The organism is Pseudomonas sp. SCA2728.1_7, assembly GCF_018138145.1.
GTDB classification, from domain to species: domain Bacteria; phylum Pseudomonadota; class Gammaproteobacteria; order Pseudomonadales; family Pseudomonadaceae; genus Aquipseudomonas; species Aquipseudomonas koreensis_A.
Map to the genome: position 1 here is coordinate 3,072,325 of NZ_CP073104.1, position 16,817 is coordinate 3,089,141.

Consider the following 16,817-nt stretch of genomic DNA (forward strand, 5'->3'; position numbering starts at 1 on the left):
CGATTATATATCAGCGATGATGTCAAGACTGTACTCCCGATCTAGGTGCTTAGATATATCCTTGGAAATCTGTACTCTTTTTAGCCATCGATCCGTTCCATCGTACCTTGGTGTAAATTCCGGCCTGCCGTGAGCGCACTTATAGTTGTTGATAAATAAAACCTGCGCTTCATTCATTGACAAGTTAAAGGTGGCTGACTCAACCAGCGTGATAAAATCCTTAAACACCAGTTCTTCACAATGAGACATTTTGCTGTAGTCAACGTAGACCGGATCATAAATGAAGCTGTAACCTTCGGCTGGAGACTCTTGCAATACCGCCGTCTCTAGAGCTTTCGGCTTATATTCGATCGTAGAAGGTCGGTCGGAAAGAATTGTATAACGATTCTCAGTTAACCGATGTTTGAGTGTTGCATCAATAGTTGAGAAGTCTGGGCAAGACAGCAAGTTAGGGATTTTATCGTCGTTTCTTACGCATAAAAACCCTAGCACATCTGCCCTATAGGCTAGAGCGGGGTCTTCCGTATGAAGTTCTAAATGCACAGAACCACTCCCCAACTGCTTATTTCTATCTTTGAATATGGGGAATATTTCTTGAATAAGCTTACCGTTCTGCAGGTCGCTATAACCGAAGACATCACCAACATGCCTTGAAAGCTGAAGAAACAAATCATCGTAGTTTGAATGACAGTCGTCTTTCCAGTGTTTCGGCGTTGGACGCTGTTCATCGGCTTTAGGGAGGTCTAATACTACTATGTCAGACGAAAAACTAAAGTCCTCTTTAAATTGAGCTACAACAGCTTCTGGTTTTAACATCGAGTAGTCTAATTTAGTAAGTATCATATCAACACCGAAGAAATTGTAAGTTAGTTAGCTTCAAAGCCACGAGGTGTAGTGAACCACTCACTCGTCAATTTAGCTCAAGAGATCTCAAGCGTTTTATGATCATAACCGAGCACAAAATTCTTTGAGCCTAGTTTATAAAAGTACTGGTTATTCAGAGGAATCTTCCCAAGTTTGGTGGTGTAAACATACTGTGGGACACTGAAACCAGTTTCATAACCGTGCAACTGCTCCATAATCTCAAGGCCTTTTTCAATCGACGTCCTAAAGTGCGACACGCCTTGAACGTTATCCGCGTGATAAAGGTAATAAGGTCTTACCCTGCCTTTCACTAACATCCGGTTCAACGTTCTAAGAGTTTCAACATCGTCATTAACTCCACGCAACAGCACTGTCTGATTTTGCACCGGTATTCCGTGGGAAAGGAGTTTATCTACCGCGCTTAAGGCCTCAGGAGTCACTTCTACGGGATGATTGAAATGAGTGCTAAACCAGATCGATTTGAATTCAGACAACATCTTACAAAAATCATCTGTTATCCGCTGCGGGAGAAAAACCGGATACCGTGAGCCAATTCGTACAAAATCGACGTGGGGGATTGCATTGAGCCTAGATATAATACTATGCAGAAGCTTATCTGAAAGAATTAGCGGGTCGCCTCCGGTGAGTAATACGTCGCTGATATTTTTGTTATTCGCGATGTACTCTATGTCTTGATCATATGAAGCGGGAAGTTCTTTATTGTAATAAGTACCTGACTTATCAGTTGTATGGAATTTTCTCGTACAATGCCTACAGTAAACTGGACAAGTATCCGAAACTAGGAATATGACTCGGTTTGGATATTTATGTACGACGCGCCTGGTTTTCATGTAAACCATATCACCAACCGGATCTACTTCCTCCTGCTGATTGCTCTCCTCAACTTCTTTTGGGTGGGGTATGCTTTGCAGCCTAATCGGACAATTCTCATTGGTCTCATCCATCAGTGATGCATAATAGGGAGTAATCATCCACTTATACTGGCTCTCTGTTTGCTCAATCCCCCTTAACTCCGTTTCACTGAGATTCACCCAGGTTTCCAGCTGAGACTTGGTGCGGATGGCATTCTTCATCTGGAACTTGTAGTCACCCCATTGGTCGGAAGAAAGTAAATCCTGTTTACTCAAAGTGTCCTTTGCAATAATCATTTTATTATCCTTGGATGGCTGGGTGACTGATAAGATTTTTGTCAATATCTGCAGTTTTTGAGGTCGTCCATCCGCCGCTATGATAGTCGAGACCTTGTATCTTATATCGACTAGTTGGAAGCCCAAAGCCGAACTCTTGGAATATCAAAGCAGCATTATTAACTGCATCATCTTCTAGCGGAAATGGCTTGTTATCCAGGCTCTCATTCATGGATTGAAGTACGTCAAATATGAGTCCGCCTATACCTGACCCTTCGGACATCCTCATTTTTGGTCGCCGAGTGATATAATCTGGTAATTCGAGAGAGAAGGCGTCTCTAAGCAAAGCTTTCGTAAAATCATCTCTTACATGAAATTCCATTGGTAACGAGATTATAAAATCGAAAAGATCTTTATCAAGAAACGGCACACGGCATTCCACCGTATTGAACATGCTCATTCTATCCACACGTTGTAGATCAGTTCGATACAAGTTCCTAACCTTATGTAATTGAAGTGCACGACGGTCAATGACCCCTTGAAAGAAGTCATAACCAGCAAATAGCTCGTCACTTCCATCTCCAGATAAAGCTATACGTATGCCGTCTTCTTTCATCCGGGAGAAAGCAGCATTTATAGTTAATGCGTCAGTTATATCCACAGGCTCAAACTGTTCAGACACGTATATGTGTGTTCTAATAGATTGCATGAGGTCTGCGCGATCAACATCACAAAAAACTATTTTTATACCGAGTTCATTGCATAGTCTCTGAGCGAATACTACGTCAGATGAGCCAGGCACGCCTACCGTGTACGCGGTGACGTTATTATGATATAGGTTAGCAAGATAAAGAATAATTGCGCTGTCTAGCCCGCCAGAGAAAACTACTCCAACTGGAAGATCCGTATTAACTTGGCGTTTTACCGAAAGGTGCAGTAACTCGTTGCATTTAGCTACCGCGGACTTGCAATCTAATTTCCGCTCTATGCTTTCGCTAATTAAATAATATGCTTTTTGTCGACCATCCTCCCAATAATATCCGGGGAGAATTTCTTGTGTCTTGTTGGTCAACCCAATCAGTGCTTTCAGTTCCGATGCGAAATAGAGGACGGATCCCACTTGAGCCCAGTATAGAGGCTTTACGCCCAACCGATCCCTCGCAGCAAAAACAGTGTTGTCTTCCGGTGAGTAGATAATAAAGGCGAATATTCCATTGAACCGGTTCAGACAAGACCTTCCCCAGTGAATATAGGCTCTAAGAACTAGCTCAGTATCTGAGCAGCCTAAAAACTCCACTCCTTGCGATAATAAAATCAATCGCAACTCATCCAGATTATAAATCTCGCCATTAAATATAATTGCGTGGCCAGAAATTTTATCTATAAATGGTTGATTATTTTCTTCTCTCTCCACGATAGGCAAGCGATTGGTACCAATAGCAGCATTAGAAAATATAAAACGCTCTCCAAATCTTTCAGCCGCGCCTCTATGAGAGATTCTCCCCAACATTTCTAATAAAGTAGCCTCAATGTCGCGCTGTCCATCAGAACTAGTAGACGTTTCAAATACTGCAGCTATCCCACACATCTAGCACTCCCCCATCAATTTGTCTTCGCTATATTCAGACACTTCGATTTCAATATTTCTCTCATACTCTTTATGGAAGTTAAGTATCTCGTCTATAGACGTTGCCCTCACCCACATCTTAGCGATATAAGCTTCTTCGTTCTCTACATCGAAGAATCCATCTTTGTGCCCGTTAGTTGCAGGCAGTACCTGCGATAAAATCTCACATGCAGAATCAATTTCTGGGAGTTTTATAGCTTTGATGTAGCCTGAGCGATTTGGATAGAATAGGAGCATTGCGTATACGGCGTCCTCAGGCAAGATCGGAAGGTCATCCGCCAAATAATGCCCTATGGTCACTGGCTTATTTGTTAGGTAATTTACGTTTAAAGAATACGCATCACATGAGCACAAATCCTTAAGGGCTTCGTCCACGAAGAACCCGCCCAGCCTAGGATTTACCTCAATTACCTGGGGGCCGTCTGGGGATAACTTGAACTCAACGTGTAAAAATCCGTTCTTTATCTTCAGCGCTTTTATAGAATCGCTAATAGCTGATACTATTATCGAAATCTGGTCGTTGGAAAAGCTTTGAGGCGGTGTGACTATGACCTTTTCTAATACCGTATTAGAAGTATTGCTTGTTATCATCTTTTCGAAGATTAGCATCGGGTGAATGCTACCGTTGATAACTAAGCACTCTAAAGAACCTTCCGGCCCCTCGATAAATTCTTCAATTAAAACGGAAACACCCGGAGTATATAGAACTGGGCCTTCCTCTGAAGAGCTAAGCCATTTTTTAGTTCCTGAGAAAGAACACGCTCCAGGTACGTCAGGAAATCTTTGTATGAAGTGATTGTATGCCAGTTCAAGACCCTTCCGGTCATCACATATCGAGACAAACGCCGAGCCGCCTCCATATACTGGCTTCATCACTACGGGAAATATAAGATCATCAATAGTTTCGAAATCCCCGTTGAAGAGCCGGAATTTTACTGGCTTAACACCTTTTATATTGCTAAGTTGTGAACGCATCAGGTGCTTATTATTGCAGTTCTCTAGCGGCTCGGCGCTGTAATATTTGAGCCCGCATTGAATAGCGACCTCTTCAACTACATGGTTGGCGTCCCCACGCGGGGTGACATGCGCTGGGTAACAAAACAGTCCCTTCACGTTGTATATGCGACTTAAACTTTCTATTGCGCAGAGTACTTCGCTAGTTTCAATACTATCAACCAAGAAAACTTCGTCACTTTCATCGCTGGACTCCCTGATATTTTTGCTATCTTTTGCGATGATTGTTATGCATCTGACGCCCTCTTTTGCCGCGGCTTGAAAGTGAAGTTTTCTATATAAATATAATGAGGTTGATAGATAATCGTTGTCGATAAAAATTAGTATTTCGGGCTTCATGTGTAGTTCCATGATAATTGGCGTCATTGTGTAATAAGATAGTGAGCTAACGTATGCACCGTATGTCACCCGGGTATCGGTATAGATCTTTTTGGAGTTGCACTAGAAGGTTAATCTCAGCGAGATAAAAATATCTCTACTGGTCCGATCTACTGAAGTTAAATGAGCGTCTATGGGCCGCTGATCTCGCTCAGAAAAAGCATGACCCAGGACGTTCAGCTTGCGCTCACTCGGGTAGTTCAGCATGACAATCTATTCCCTTAGATTCTTCGCTATGCGCGTTGATTCAACTATTGTGTGAGTTGAATCTCTAGCCCTTCTTGGCCATGGTAGTCATGAAACATTTGCATAATTATTTAGTGCATTAGCTGCGGCTTTATTTTCGGCTCGCATATTTCCCAGATACCGGGGTGGTCTTTTAGCTCGCTGAAGAAGTTATGTCGGTGATCGAAGACTTCCACCGGAAGGACGATCAGCCAAGGACACGCGTCTTTGGGTGCTTTCAGACCCCCGGCGTGAGCGATCAGAGGACAGTAAACGATGTGGACGCGCTCTTTTTCAGGCAGGGCATGTTCCTTTGCGAGTTTGTCGAACTGAGTAACCGTCCCCAGCATGTCATCGACAGAAACGAGGCGCCGGACAACTCTTGAAAGTTCACTAAGCGCATCGGACCGACAGGTCAAGAATCTGGGTATTGCGGCGTACCGTTTATACTGGCGAATGATTACACCGCCGCTTTTGCCCGCGTCGAACGCGCGACTGCCGTCCACACCAACAATCCGAATCGGAAAGTCGGTGTCGTCGAGTTGCAGCACTTCGAGGAAGTTCTCAATGTCGAGCTGAGGAAAATGGTCAATTTTCCGCAGGTACGTCGGCAATAGGCAGTTGAGCAGATGGTCGATAGAGCTGTCGATTATCGCCTGCGAGCGATAGATCAGGCGGTTCAGCATGCATGCCGCCAAGTAGTGCTCTTCATAAGTACGAAAACTTGCGATCCAGCGGTCGAGTCTAGTTTTGTCGATGCCGGTGATGGCTCTTTTCTCGAGAAGGACGCAAAAACGGTCCAGGACATCCTCAAGCAGGCCATGGTTTACTTCTGGGACATGAAAATCCATAGACAATCCTGTGCTATGTAATCATTGTTTTTTCGCGGCCTTTTCCCTGGCCGGTGCACTCAGACTGTGCAATAGAATCAGACTACATGCGAAACACAAAGACACGCAATACCCCATTTACATTTTGAAACAAGGCTCCACCGTGCTAGTGGTACGGTGTATCTCTGGCCTCCCTGACCGTTCCAGCTTTATGAGATTGAGCATGAAAGGCAAGCGTAAGTCCAAATGTAGGAACTGAAAATAACTGCCACATTTCGGTAATAACCACCCACCTCTCTAATGATTGTAGTGGTCTAATGAAGACGGACATCCATTTAGGTGAGAATGCTCGCCAGATCAAGGTGTCTGACTAAACAACGCCGCTCCTTCTTGAATTCAAGCGCGAGGCTGGCGACCTTGTGCTCAAACAAAACTACAGCGACATCGAAGCCAGCCGTTCACTCGGCATTGGTGAGTCGGCATTGCGCCGCTGGGTTGACCAGATTCAGAAAGAACATACAGGCGTCACCCCGCAGAGCAAGGCACTGACTCCGGAACAGCAAAAAATTCAGGAGCTGGAAGCCCGAATTGCTCGGCTTGAGCGAGAGAAATCAATACTAAAAGAGGCTACCGCGCTCTTGATGTCGGAAGATCACGAGCGTTCGCGCTGATTGACCAGTTGAGCGCACATGAGCCGGTTGATTGGCTGTGCAAGGTGTTTGACGTCACTCGTTCGTGCTACTACGCCCAGCGCCCGCGGCGCCGCACGCCCGATGTTGAACGGCTTCGATTGCGTAGTCGCGTCAGTGACCTGTTCTCGCAAAGTCGCAGCTCTGCGGGCAGTCGCAGAATCCTGTCGCTGATGCGTGAAGACGGTGAGCAACTCGGTCGATTCAAAGTGCGTAGCTTGATGCGCGAGCTTGATTTAGTCAGCAAACAAATTGAACCGCGAGTTCGACGTTCCAGCGCCTAATCAAGCCTGGTGCGGCGGTATCACCAACATTTGGGCGCAAGGAAAGTGCCATTACCTAGCTGTCGTCCTGGATCTTTGTACTCGTCGGATCGTGGGCTGGGCGCTGTCGGAAAGCCAGACGCTGAGCTGGTGATCAAAGCGCTGGATATGGCTTACGAGCAGTGTGGCAGGCCTTCGGATCTACTATTCCACTCAGACCAAGGACCGCAATATGCAAGCCGACTCTTTCGCCAGCGGTTGTGGCGATACCGCATGCGACAAAGCATGAGTCGACGAGGAAACTGCTGGGATAACGCGCCGATGGAGCGCGTATTTCGCAGCTTGAAAACAGAATGGATACCGACCGTGGGCAATCGAACTGCGCAGGAAGCACAGCGCGATATCAGCCATTTTTTGATGTATCGCTACAACTGGATTCGGCCGAAATGCATGAGCCCCCGGATCGGGTCGCGCGCGCCTTTTTGCTCACGCAGTTTGGTACTTTTGGTCATGCTTAAAAATTCAGGATATTAACTGAATTTAGTACGCAAATTTATTCAGCGAGAAACATCATGTCTATTTCGTCTTCATGAGCAAGAACTGACTGAGCCTCAAGCTGATTCATTACATGTAGATAAATCATTATTGTTTGTACATCCGAATGCCCAATTCTATCTCGGACATACAACAACGGATCTCCCCCAAAGCTCTTACTTTTCCGCAAAGCACATAGAGTGTAAGTCCCATAGGGGTGACGAAGCATGTGAGCACGAACGTAAAATCCACATCTTTTTCATATGCTTTCATAACATCGACAACGGAGTCTTTTGAATATTTCCGCCCCTCCTTGGTAAGCAGCAGCGCACTTACATTTCCATCACCGTGCGATTTTCGTATCTCACGCTGATGGAGCGAATAAGACCACATCGCCTCCATAAGCGACCACGGGACATCTATAGTTCCAGGGCGGCCAAACTTTATGTACATATCATTGGGCTCAAGAGCCACGCTAATCATCTGCCCTTGGCGAAGACCTTTTTTCAACCGAGGATTGAACACATACTTCACTGGAAAGCTCCGCGCCTCGCAAGAGCGAAGCCCTGTGCGCAGCATGAGATGAAACAAAATTTTATGGCTCGGATCAGTGTTTAAAGCGAGGCAAACCTTTGCCTGACTCTTAGTTAGGGATTTTGTTAAACGCGTACGCTCCCGGACCATCACTGAAGGCTTCGTGCTCTCCGGCGCTGAACAAGTGGTGTGACTTAGCAAACCCAAATTTTTTGCAACTCTCACCCTTTTCTCACTAAAGGGCAGTAGCGATACAAGACCACGTAATTTGGCCCAGCGATAAAAGCGAACGATCAGTGCTAGCCGTTTATTGACCGTACTGGAGTCGAGTCCCAATTCCCCACTCGACCAGTCTCTATACCTCGCCAACACACTTAATCCGGGGGCGACACTCTGTTCATCCCAAGCCAAATCGTTGGCCTCTAGAAATGCAAAGTAGTCAAACAACCGGCGCCCATAGGCCTCCCAGGTTAAGGGACTCAGCGCTTCACCTGATTCGCCAAGTACTTACCACAAAAAAGTTTGAACTGGCTCAACTGGCCAACCATCTAACCCAATCAACAACGGGAACCCCTCAAAGGATCGACCCGCTAACGAAAGATCCTTTGTTGCGAACACCAGCCTCATAGAGCAGACCTACATACCAACTCAGAATTTATCTCGGGACCTAACCATGACCATTTATGATCCCCCCACAAAGAGCCCTGCCGACTGTAAACGATCCGCTAACGAATGCCCCCCTCGGATCTTTGTTACGGTGAATGTCGATCGCTCTACCGCGCTTTCGCCGCCGTTGCAAAGTCGGTAAGGTCGGCGCGTTTTCCCTTGCTCGGAGCACCTTATGCCCGCCCCCGTTCTGTCCGGCCCGCAATACCTGCGCGAAGGCCTGAAACTGGTTCTCAGCCCTGGCTTGCGCCTGTTCGTGTTGTTGCCGCTGGCGATCAACCTGGTGCTGTTCGTCGGATTGATCTATCTGGCCGGCCACCAGTTCAGCCTGTGGGTCGATACGCTGATGCCGTCGCTTCCGGAATGGCTGAGCTTTCTCAGCTACATCCTCTGGCCCTTGTTCGTGGTGCTGGTGGCATTGATGGTGTTTTTCACCTTCACCATGCTCGCTAACGTGATCGCCGCACCGTTCAACGGTTTCCTTGCGGAAAAAGTCGAAGTGGTGGTGCGCGGCACTGATGACTTCCCGGCGTTCAGTTGGGGAGAATTGATCGCGATGGTCCCGCGCACCCTCGCCCGGGAAATGCGCAAACTCGGTTACTTCCTGCCCCGCGCCATCGGCCTGTTCATCCTCTCGTTCATCCCCGTGGTGAACATCATCGCCGCGCCGCTGTGGCTGCTGTTCGGTGTGTGGATGATGGCGATCCAGTACATCGACTACCCGGCGGACAACCACAAACTGGGCTGGAACGAAATGCTCGCCTGGCTGCGCCAGAAGCGCTGGCAGAGCATGAGCTTTGGCGGAATCGTCTATTTGGTGTTGCTGATACCGGTGGTCAACATCCTGATGATGCCGGCGGCTGTGGCCGGGGCGACGTTGTTCTGGGTGCGTGAACGTGGCGCAGAGAATCTGGTGACTCAGCGCTAACGCGACGTCACAAATCCATCATCCGAACGTCACAAGCACGACATGGCCTCAGCCGATACTGAGGCCATGACGAGAGCTCTACACATCACCCTGATCAGCGAAACCTTCCCACCGGAAATCAACGGCGTGGCCAATACCCTTGGCCGCTTGTGCGATGGGTTGCGCGCGCGTGGGCATCAGGTTGAACTGGTGCGACCGCGTCAGGCCGGTGATCCGCAGCGCAGTGAGGATGACTCGCTGTTGCTGTGTCGGGGCTGGCCATTGCCGGGGTATCCGGGGCTGCAATGGGGCCAGTCGTCGATGCACAAACTGCTGCGACGCTGGAAACGTCAGCGTCCCGATGTGCTGTATATCGCCACGGAAGGACCGCTCGGGTTATCGGCCCTGCGTGCGGCGCGGCGTTTGGGCATTTCGGTGGTCAGCGGGTTTCACACCAACTTTCAGCAATACACCAGTCAGTACGGACTCGGACTGCTGACGCGAATGCTGACGCATTATCTGCGCTGGTTTCACAATCGCTCGGCGCTGACGTTAGTGCCGAGCGTCAGCCAGCGCCTGGAACTGGAGCGGCGCCATTTCGAGCGGTTGGCGCTGTTGTCGCGCGGTGTCGACAGCCAGTTGTTTCATCCGAGCAAACGGCTGAATGCCTTGCGTGAGCAATGGGGCCTGTCCGAGCAGGACATTGCGGTGATTCACGTAGGACGGCTCGCGCCGGAGAAAAATCTCGGCCTGCTCAAGCGCAGTGTCGAAACACTGCGTAGCACTTATCCACAGCGCAATTTGAAACTGGTCGTCGTCGGCGACGGGCCGCAACGGCTGGCGCTGGAAAAGGATTTGCCCGAAGCGATCTTCTGCGGTGCGCAGCGCGGTGAAGCGTTGGCGGCGCACTATGCGTCCGGGGATCTGTTTCTGTTTCCGAGCCTGACGGAAACCTTCGGCAACGTGGTGCTGGAGGCGTTGGCTTCAGGGTTGGGCGTGGTGGCTTACGATCAGGCTGCGGCGGCGCAGCACATTCGCCATGGCTACAACGGCGTGCTGGCGATGCCTGGTGATGAGCAGGCCTTTTGCGAGGCGGCGGCGTGGTTGCTGGAAGAGGACGAGACGTTCCGTTGCGTGCGTTTGAATGCGCGGCAACATGCGAGTCGCCAGGGTTGGCCGGCGGTTATCGAGCAGTTTGAAAAGCATTTGCGCGGGGCTTGTTTGGGGGAGCAGGTTGTCCCGAATGCGCAGACATTGCCTTGAATCCAGGTGACTTGGAGACCGCCATCGCGAGCAGGCTCACTCCTACAGGTGGAATGCATTCCAATTGTAGGAGTGAGCCTGCTCGCGATGGCGTCAGTACAGCCGCTGATTAAACCAGCGTCATCAACGCCTCACGGCTGAACGGCAAGATATCCTGCTCGCGCCCTTCACGAACCTTCAGCGCCCAATCCGGATCAACCAGCAGCGCACGCCCTACCGCCACCAGATCGAATTCCTCCTTGTTCAAGCGCTCCAGCAGGTTTTCCAGACTGGCCGGTTGCGCGACCTTGTCGGTGTTGACCATGAACTGCAGGAACTCGCCATCAAGGCCAACGCTGCCGACGGTGATGGTCGGCTTGCCGGTGAGCTTGCGCGTCCAGCCTGCCAGGTTCAGATCGGAACCGTCGAACTCCGGCTCCCAGAAGCGCCGCGTCGAGCAATGGAAAATATCCACGCCAGCGTCGGACAATGGCTTGAGGAGTTCGCCCAGCGCTTCCGGGGTTTGCACCAGACGCGCGGTGTAATCCTGCTGTTTCCACTGCGAGAAACGGAAGATGATCGGGAAGCCTTCGCCTACGGCCGCACGTACGGCTTGAATCAGTTCGATGGCGAAACGCGAACGGTTGGCCAGGCTGCCACCGTATTCGTCGCTGCGCTGGTTGCTGCCTTCCCAGAAGAACTGGTCGACCAGGTAACCGTGCGCGCCGTGGATTTCCACGCCGTCCATGCCGATGCTTTGTGCATCCTTGGCGGCTTGGGCGAACGCGGCGATCACGTCCTTGATGTCCTGTTGGGTCATGCCGTGCACCACGACCTGACCGTCCTTGAGTTTTTCCGACGGGCCGTAAGCCGGCACGCTGGCGTCCGGCTCGGTGCCGATGCGGCGCACGCTGCCGACATGCCACAGCTGCGGAACAATTTTGCCGCCTTCAGCGTGAACAGCGTCGACAACTTTTTTCCAACCGGCCAATGGCGCGTCACCAAAGAACTGCGGCACGTTGGGGTAACCGTTGGAGGCGATGTGGCCGACGGTGGTGCCTTCGGTGATGATCAGGCCGACACCGGCCGCTGCGCGACGACGGTAGTACTCGATGACTTTCGAATTAGGCACGCCACCCGGAGAGAAGGAGCGAGTCATCGGCGCCATGACCACACGGGTCGGCAGTTCGAGGGCACCGAGATGGAACGGTTTGAACAAGGCTTGAACCGGCATTGGAAGGCTCCACAGGGAATGACTTTATGACGGCGATAATATGGAGAGCCCAAGCCGTTGAACAGCATTATTGATTTCGGTGATTAAGGATTAAAAGACGCAAAGCAAAAGATCGCAGCCCCGACAATCCCGTGTAGGAGCTGCCGAAGGCTGCGATCTTTTGATCTTGCTGTTTCAGCTCAGCGCTTTTTCAATCGCATGAACAATGGTCGGATCATCCGGTGCCGTGCGCGGAGAGAACCTTGCCAGCACCCGGCCGTCCTTGCCGAGCAGAAACTTCTCGAAATTCCAGGTGATGTCACCGGGAAACTCCGCGCCCTCGCCCGCCAGCAGACGGTAGAGCTGATGCCGCTCGTGACCGTTGACCTCAAGCTTGCTCGACAACGGAAACGTCACGCCATAGTTGAGGCTACAGAAATCCTGAATTTCCTTTTCGCTGCCAGGTTCCTGACCGGCAAACTGGTTGCACGGCAGGCCCAGCACACTGAAGCCTTTGCCTTTGAACTGCTGATAGAGGTTTTCCAGCGCCGCGTACTGTGGGGTCAAGCCGCATTTGGAGGCGACGTTGACCACCAGCACGACTTGGCCCTTGAACGGCGCCAGCGGTAGCTCCTGACCATCCAGGGCTGTCAACTTAAGGTCGTGAAAAGCACTCATGACGAACTCCAAGATTCCCGTGTTCTACTCGAAACAGCCACTTGGCGAGGTCACCAAGGACAGCCGCGGACTAAAAAGGCGCCCGCAGGCGCCTCTCCAGTACTCGAAGCTTAGCGCAGAAAATCAGTGGTGATGGCCACCTTCGCCATGGACGTGACCATGAGCGATTTCTTCCTGGCTGGCGTCACGGATGTCAACGATCTTCACTTTGAAGTTCAGGCGCTGACCGGCCAGTGGGTGGTTGCCGTCGACAGTCACGTCGTCGCCGTCGAGGTCACGGATGGTGACGATTTGCATCTGGCCGTCCGGCGCCGAAGCGTGGAACTGCATGCCGACTTCCAGCTCGTCAACGCCTTCGAACATGCTGCGGCTCAGGGTGCTGACCAGCTCAGCGGCGTATTCGCCGTAAGCGTCTTCCGGTTCAACGGAAACTTCCAGCTCGTCACCAACAGCTTTGCCTTCCAGAGCTTTTTCCAGGCCCGGGATGATGTTGCCTGCGCCTTGCAGGTAGACCAGCGGAGCGCCGCCGGCGGAGCTGTCGATGACCTCACCAGCGTCGTTGGTCAGGGTATAGTCGATGGAGACAGCCTTATTGGCGGCGATCAGCATGGGGCGAGACCTTTTGCAGAAGAATATAGAAAGGCCAAGTTTAGCGAAGCAAACGCGCGAAAGCGAACACAACCCGGACAAACGGGTTTCGACGATCGCAGGCTTCCATCAGGACGAAGAGGGTCATTGGGTAGCCGAGCTTTCCTGTGGCCACACCCAGCACCTGCGCCATCAGCCGCCGTGGCAATCACGTGCCTGGGTGCTCGACCCGGCGCAACGTATTGAAAAAATAGGCCAACCCTTTGCCTGCGGTTGGTGCGCACAAGGCTCGGTTAGCGCTAACCTTGGCGACTGAATTTCGGTAGGTCGTCAGCCATAAGCGACCGCCATTGCCATGCACCCTTAGAGAATTCGCATGCAAACTTTTTTTATCGCCCCCACCGATTTTGGCGTGGGTCTGACCTCCATCAGCCTCGGGCTGGTGCGCACGCTTGAGCGAGCGGGCCTGAAAGTCGGTTTCTTCAAACCGATTGCCCAGCCGCACCCGGGCGACACCGGCCCTGAGCGTTCCACCGAACTGGTGGCGCGCACCCACGGCCTGAAACCGCCGCAACCGCTCGGCCTGGCCCACGTCGAGCGGATGCTCGGCGATGGTCAGCTCGATGAGCTGCTCGAAGAAATCATCACCCTTTATCAACAGGCGGCCGTCGGCAAAGACGTGCTGGTCGTCGAAGGCATGGTGCCGACCCGCAGCGCCAGCTATGCCGCGCGGGTCAACCTGCACTTGGCCAAAAGCCTCGATGCCGAGGTGATTCTAGTTTCGGCGCCGGAAAACGAAGTGCTCGCCGAGCTCTCCGGCCGGGTCGAATTGCAGGCGCAATTGTTCGGCGGCCCGAAAGACCCGAAAGTCCTCGGCGTGATCCTCAACAAGGTCAAAACCGACGAGAGTATGGACGCCTTCGCCACGCGTCTGAAAGAGCATTCGCCGTTGCTGCGCAGCGGTGATTTCCGCCTGCTCGGCTGCATTCCCTATCAGCCGGAACTCAACGCGCCACGTACCCGCGACGTCGCCGACCTGATGGGCGCGCAAGTGCTCAACGCCGGCGACTACGAAACCCGGCGCATGACCAAAATCATCATTTGCGCACGGACCATGCGCAACACCGTCGAGCTGCTCAAGCCCGGTGTACTCGTGGTGACGCCGGGCGATCGCGACGACATCATCCTCGCCGTCAGCCTCGCGGCGATCAACGGCGTGCCACTGGCCGGCCTGCTGCTGACCAGCGACACCCTGCCCGATCCGCGCATCATGGATTTGTGCCGTGGCGCCTTGCAGGCTGGTTTGCCGGTGTTGTCGGTGAGCACCGGTTCCTACGACACCGCCAACCTGCTCAACGGTTTGAACAAGGAAATTCCGATCGACGACCGCGAACGTGCGGAAATCATCACCGACTTCGTCGCTAGTCACCTCGACGCCAAGTGGCTGCACCAGCGCTGTGGTACGCCTCGGGAAATGCGCCTGTCGCCGGCAGTATTCCGCTATCAGTTGATTCAGCGCGCGCAAGCGGCGAACAAACGCATCGTCCTGCCCGAAGGCAGCGAGCCGTTCACTGTGCAAGCGGCGGCGATCTGTCAGGAACGCGGGATCGCCCGTTGCGTGTTGCTGGCCAAACCGGAAGACGTCGAAGCCGTCGCTCGCGCTCAAGGCATTGTGTTGCCGCCGGGGCTGGAGATTCTCGATCCGGATCTGATCCGCGAGCGCTACGTCGAGCCAATGGTGGCCCTGCGCAAAACTAAAAGCCTCAATGCACCGATGGCCGAGCAGCAGCTGGAAGACACCGTGGTGATCGGCACCATGATGCTGGCGCTGGATGAAGTCGACGGTTTGGTTTCCGGCGTGATCAACACCACCGCCAACACCATCCGCCCGGCCTTGCAGCTGATCAAGACCGCGCCGGGCTGCACGCTGGTGTCGTCGGTGTTCTTCATGCTGTTCCCGGAAGAAGTGCTGGTGTACGGCGACTGCGTGATGAACCCGCACCCGAGCGCCACCGAGCTGGCGGAAATTGCTTTGCAAAGCGCCGACTCGGCAGCGGCGTTCGGTATCACTCCGCGCGTAGCGATGATCAGTTATTCCAGCGGCGAATCAGCCACCGGCGAAGAAGTCGAGAAAGTCCGCGAGGCCACCCTCCTCGCCCACGAACAACAGCACTCACTGCTGATCGACGGCCCGCTGCAATACGACGCCGCGGCCAACGCCGAAGTCGCCCGGCAACTGGCACCGAACAGTCAGGTGGCCGGTCGCGCCACGGTGTTTGTGTTCCCCGATCTGAACACCGGCAACACCACTCATAAAGCGGTGCAACGCAGTGCCGATTGCGTCAGCCTCGGGCCGATGCTGCAAGGCCTGCGCAAACCGGTGAACGACTTGCCGCGCGGCGCGCAAGTCGATGACATCGTCTACACCATCGCCCTCACCGCGATTCAAGCCGCCAACCGACCTATGGATGTGTAAATGCTGGATTTTCTACCTGCACCGCTGCGCGGCGTGATCGCCTCGCTGCTGTTGGCACTCAATACGATTCTGCTGTGCTCGTTTCTGTTCTGCGTGGCGCTGATCAAAGTGTTGCCGTTCGACCTCGCCCGACGCGCCTCGCTCTGGCTGATGAGCCACACCCACGAAGCGTGGATCAGCAACAACAAGGGCTGGATGAATCTGGTGCGGCGCACGCGCTGGCACATCAGCGGTCTGCAAGGCCTCGACTATCAGCACTCGTATCTGATCACCAGCAACCACCAGAGCTGGGTCGATATTCTGGTCCTGCAATACGTGCTCAACCGTCGAATTCAGCCGCTGAAATTCTTCCTCAAGCAGGAGCTGATCTGGGTGCCGGTAATCGGTCTGGCGTGGTGGGCGTTGGGCTTTCCGTTCATGAAGCGCTACTCCAAGGCGTACCTGGCCAAACACCCGGAGAAGAAAGGCAAAGACCTTGAAACCACGCGCAAGACGTGTGCGAAGTTTCGTAATAACCCGGTGGGGATTTTCAACTTCGTCGAAGGCACGCGCTTCACCGAAGGCAAACATGCGCAGCAGCAGTCACCGTTCAAATACCTGCTCAAGCCCAAGGCTGGCGGGATTGCCTTTGTGCTGGATGCAATGGGCGAACAGCTTGAGTCGATCGTCAACGTGACCATCCACTATCCGGCCGGGCGTCCGGGGTTCTGGGATTTGCTCTGCGGCAATGTGCGCGATGTGGTGGTGCACTTTGCAGAGCTGAAGATTCCCCAGCAGTTCATCGGCAAGAATTACGATCAGGACGGCGAGTATCGATTGCAGTTTCAGGGCTGGATCAACCAGCTGTGGCTGGACAAGGATGCGTTGCTGGAACAGATGCACCGCGAATACCCAGCCAAACACTGATCCCTTGTAGGAGTGAGCCTGCTCGCGATAGCGGT

13 protein-coding genes and 2 pseudogenes are annotated in these 16,817 nt (G+C 52.5%); 6 read left to right on the forward strand and 9 right to left on the reverse strand.

Annotated features, from left to right (window positions below):
• Positions 1–3 precede the first annotated feature (3 nt).
• The 5 genes from KBP52_RS13830 to KBP52_RS13850 form a co-directional block, all read right to left on the reverse strand.
• Positions 4–816, reverse strand: coding sequence for a clavaminate synthase (locus KBP52_RS13830; RefSeq protein WP_139353567.1), 813 nt, complete (start codon positions 814–816; stop codon positions 4–6).
• 104 nt (positions 817–920) lie between these two features.
• Positions 921–2,033, reverse strand: coding sequence for an arginine 2,3-aminomutase (blsG, locus tag KBP52_RS13835; RefSeq protein ID WP_077571151.1), 1,113 nt, complete (start codon positions 2,031–2,033; stop codon positions 921–923).
• A gap of 4 nt (positions 2,034–2,037) precedes the next feature.
• Complete coding sequence (locus KBP52_RS13840; RefSeq protein ID WP_116029494.1) at positions 2,038–3,600, reverse strand: asparagine synthase-related protein; 1,563 nt, start codon at positions 3,598–3,600, stop codon at positions 2,038–2,040.
• Complete coding sequence (locus KBP52_RS13845; RefSeq protein WP_176091682.1) at positions 3,601–4,992, reverse strand: ATP-grasp domain-containing protein; 1,392 nt, start codon at positions 4,990–4,992, stop codon at positions 3,601–3,603.
• Between the two features lie 356 nt (positions 4,993–5,348).
• Positions 5,349–6,107 (reverse strand): hypothetical protein, encoded by a 759-nt coding sequence (locus KBP52_RS13850; RefSeq protein WP_077571148.1) that lies wholly within the window; start codon positions 6,105–6,107, stop codon positions 5,349–5,351.
• A 345-nt stretch (positions 6,108–6,452) separates the two neighbouring features.
• Here KBP52_RS13850 and KBP52_RS13855 point away from each other — a divergent pair.
• Positions 6,453–7,482: pseudogene (locus KBP52_RS13855) on the forward strand (IS3 family transposase); the annotation flags it as partial.
• Between the two features lie 109 nt (positions 7,483–7,591).
• Here the strand turns inward: KBP52_RS13855 and KBP52_RS30755 are convergent.
• Positions 7,592–8,589: pseudogene (locus KBP52_RS30755) on the reverse strand (site-specific integrase).
• A 358-nt stretch (positions 8,590–8,947) separates the two neighbouring features.
• Between KBP52_RS30755 and cysZ the strand changes: the two are divergent.
• Together cysZ and KBP52_RS13870 are read left to right on the forward strand one after the other, a co-directional pair.
• Entirely contained in the window at positions 8,948–9,700 is a 753-nt protein-coding gene (gene cysZ / locus KBP52_RS13865; RefSeq protein ID WP_007912358.1) for a sulfate transporter CysZ, read from the forward strand.
• Positions 9,701–9,742: 42 nt separating this feature from the next.
• Positions 9,743–10,942 (forward strand): glycosyltransferase family 1 protein, encoded by a 1,200-nt coding sequence (locus tag KBP52_RS13870; RefSeq protein WP_212622969.1) that lies wholly within the window; start codon positions 9,743–9,745, stop codon positions 10,940–10,942.
• Between the two features lie 109 nt (positions 10,943–11,051).
• Here the strand turns inward: KBP52_RS13870 and KBP52_RS13875 are convergent, their stop codons facing one another.
• The 3 genes from KBP52_RS13875 to KBP52_RS13885 form a co-directional block, all read right to left on the reverse strand.
• Positions 11,052–12,155 (reverse strand): NADH:flavin oxidoreductase, encoded by a 1,104-nt coding sequence (locus KBP52_RS13875; RefSeq protein ID WP_212622970.1) that lies wholly within the window; start codon positions 12,153–12,155, stop codon positions 11,052–11,054.
• A gap of 174 nt (positions 12,156–12,329) precedes the next feature.
• Positions 12,330–12,812 (reverse strand): glutathione peroxidase, encoded by a 483-nt coding sequence (locus KBP52_RS13880; RefSeq protein WP_064387988.1) that lies wholly within the window; start codon positions 12,810–12,812, stop codon positions 12,330–12,332.
• Positions 12,813–12,935: 123 nt separating this feature from the next.
• Positions 12,936–13,421, reverse strand: a complete 486-nt coding sequence (locus tag KBP52_RS13885) for a peptidylprolyl isomerase (RefSeq protein ID WP_007912368.1) — start codon at positions 13,419–13,421, stop codon at positions 12,936–12,938.
• Here KBP52_RS13885 and KBP52_RS13890 point away from each other — a divergent pair.
• Genes KBP52_RS13890 through KBP52_RS13900 form a run of 3 tightly spaced genes read left to right on the forward strand, consistent with a single transcriptional unit; the run spans position 13,390 to position 16,782 of the window.
• Positions 13,390–13,716 carry a DUF3565 domain-containing protein gene (locus tag KBP52_RS13890; protein WP_077571443.1) on the forward strand — a complete coding sequence of 109 codons (327 nt, stop codon included), beginning with the start codon at positions 13,390–13,392 and terminating at the stop codon, positions 13,714–13,716. The two genes, KBP52_RS13885 and KBP52_RS13890, sit on opposite strands and share 32 nt — an antisense overlap.
• Positions 13,717–13,776: 60 nt before the next feature.
• Complete coding sequence (gene pta / locus KBP52_RS13895; RefSeq protein ID WP_116029489.1) at positions 13,777–15,876, forward strand: phosphate acetyltransferase; 2,100 nt, start codon at positions 13,777–13,779, stop codon at positions 15,874–15,876.
• On the forward strand, positions 15,877–16,782 hold the full coding sequence (locus KBP52_RS13900; RefSeq protein ID WP_116029488.1) for an acyltransferase: 906 nt from the start codon (positions 15,877–15,879) through the stop codon (positions 16,780–16,782).
• Positions 16,783–16,817: the final 35 nt, after the last annotated feature.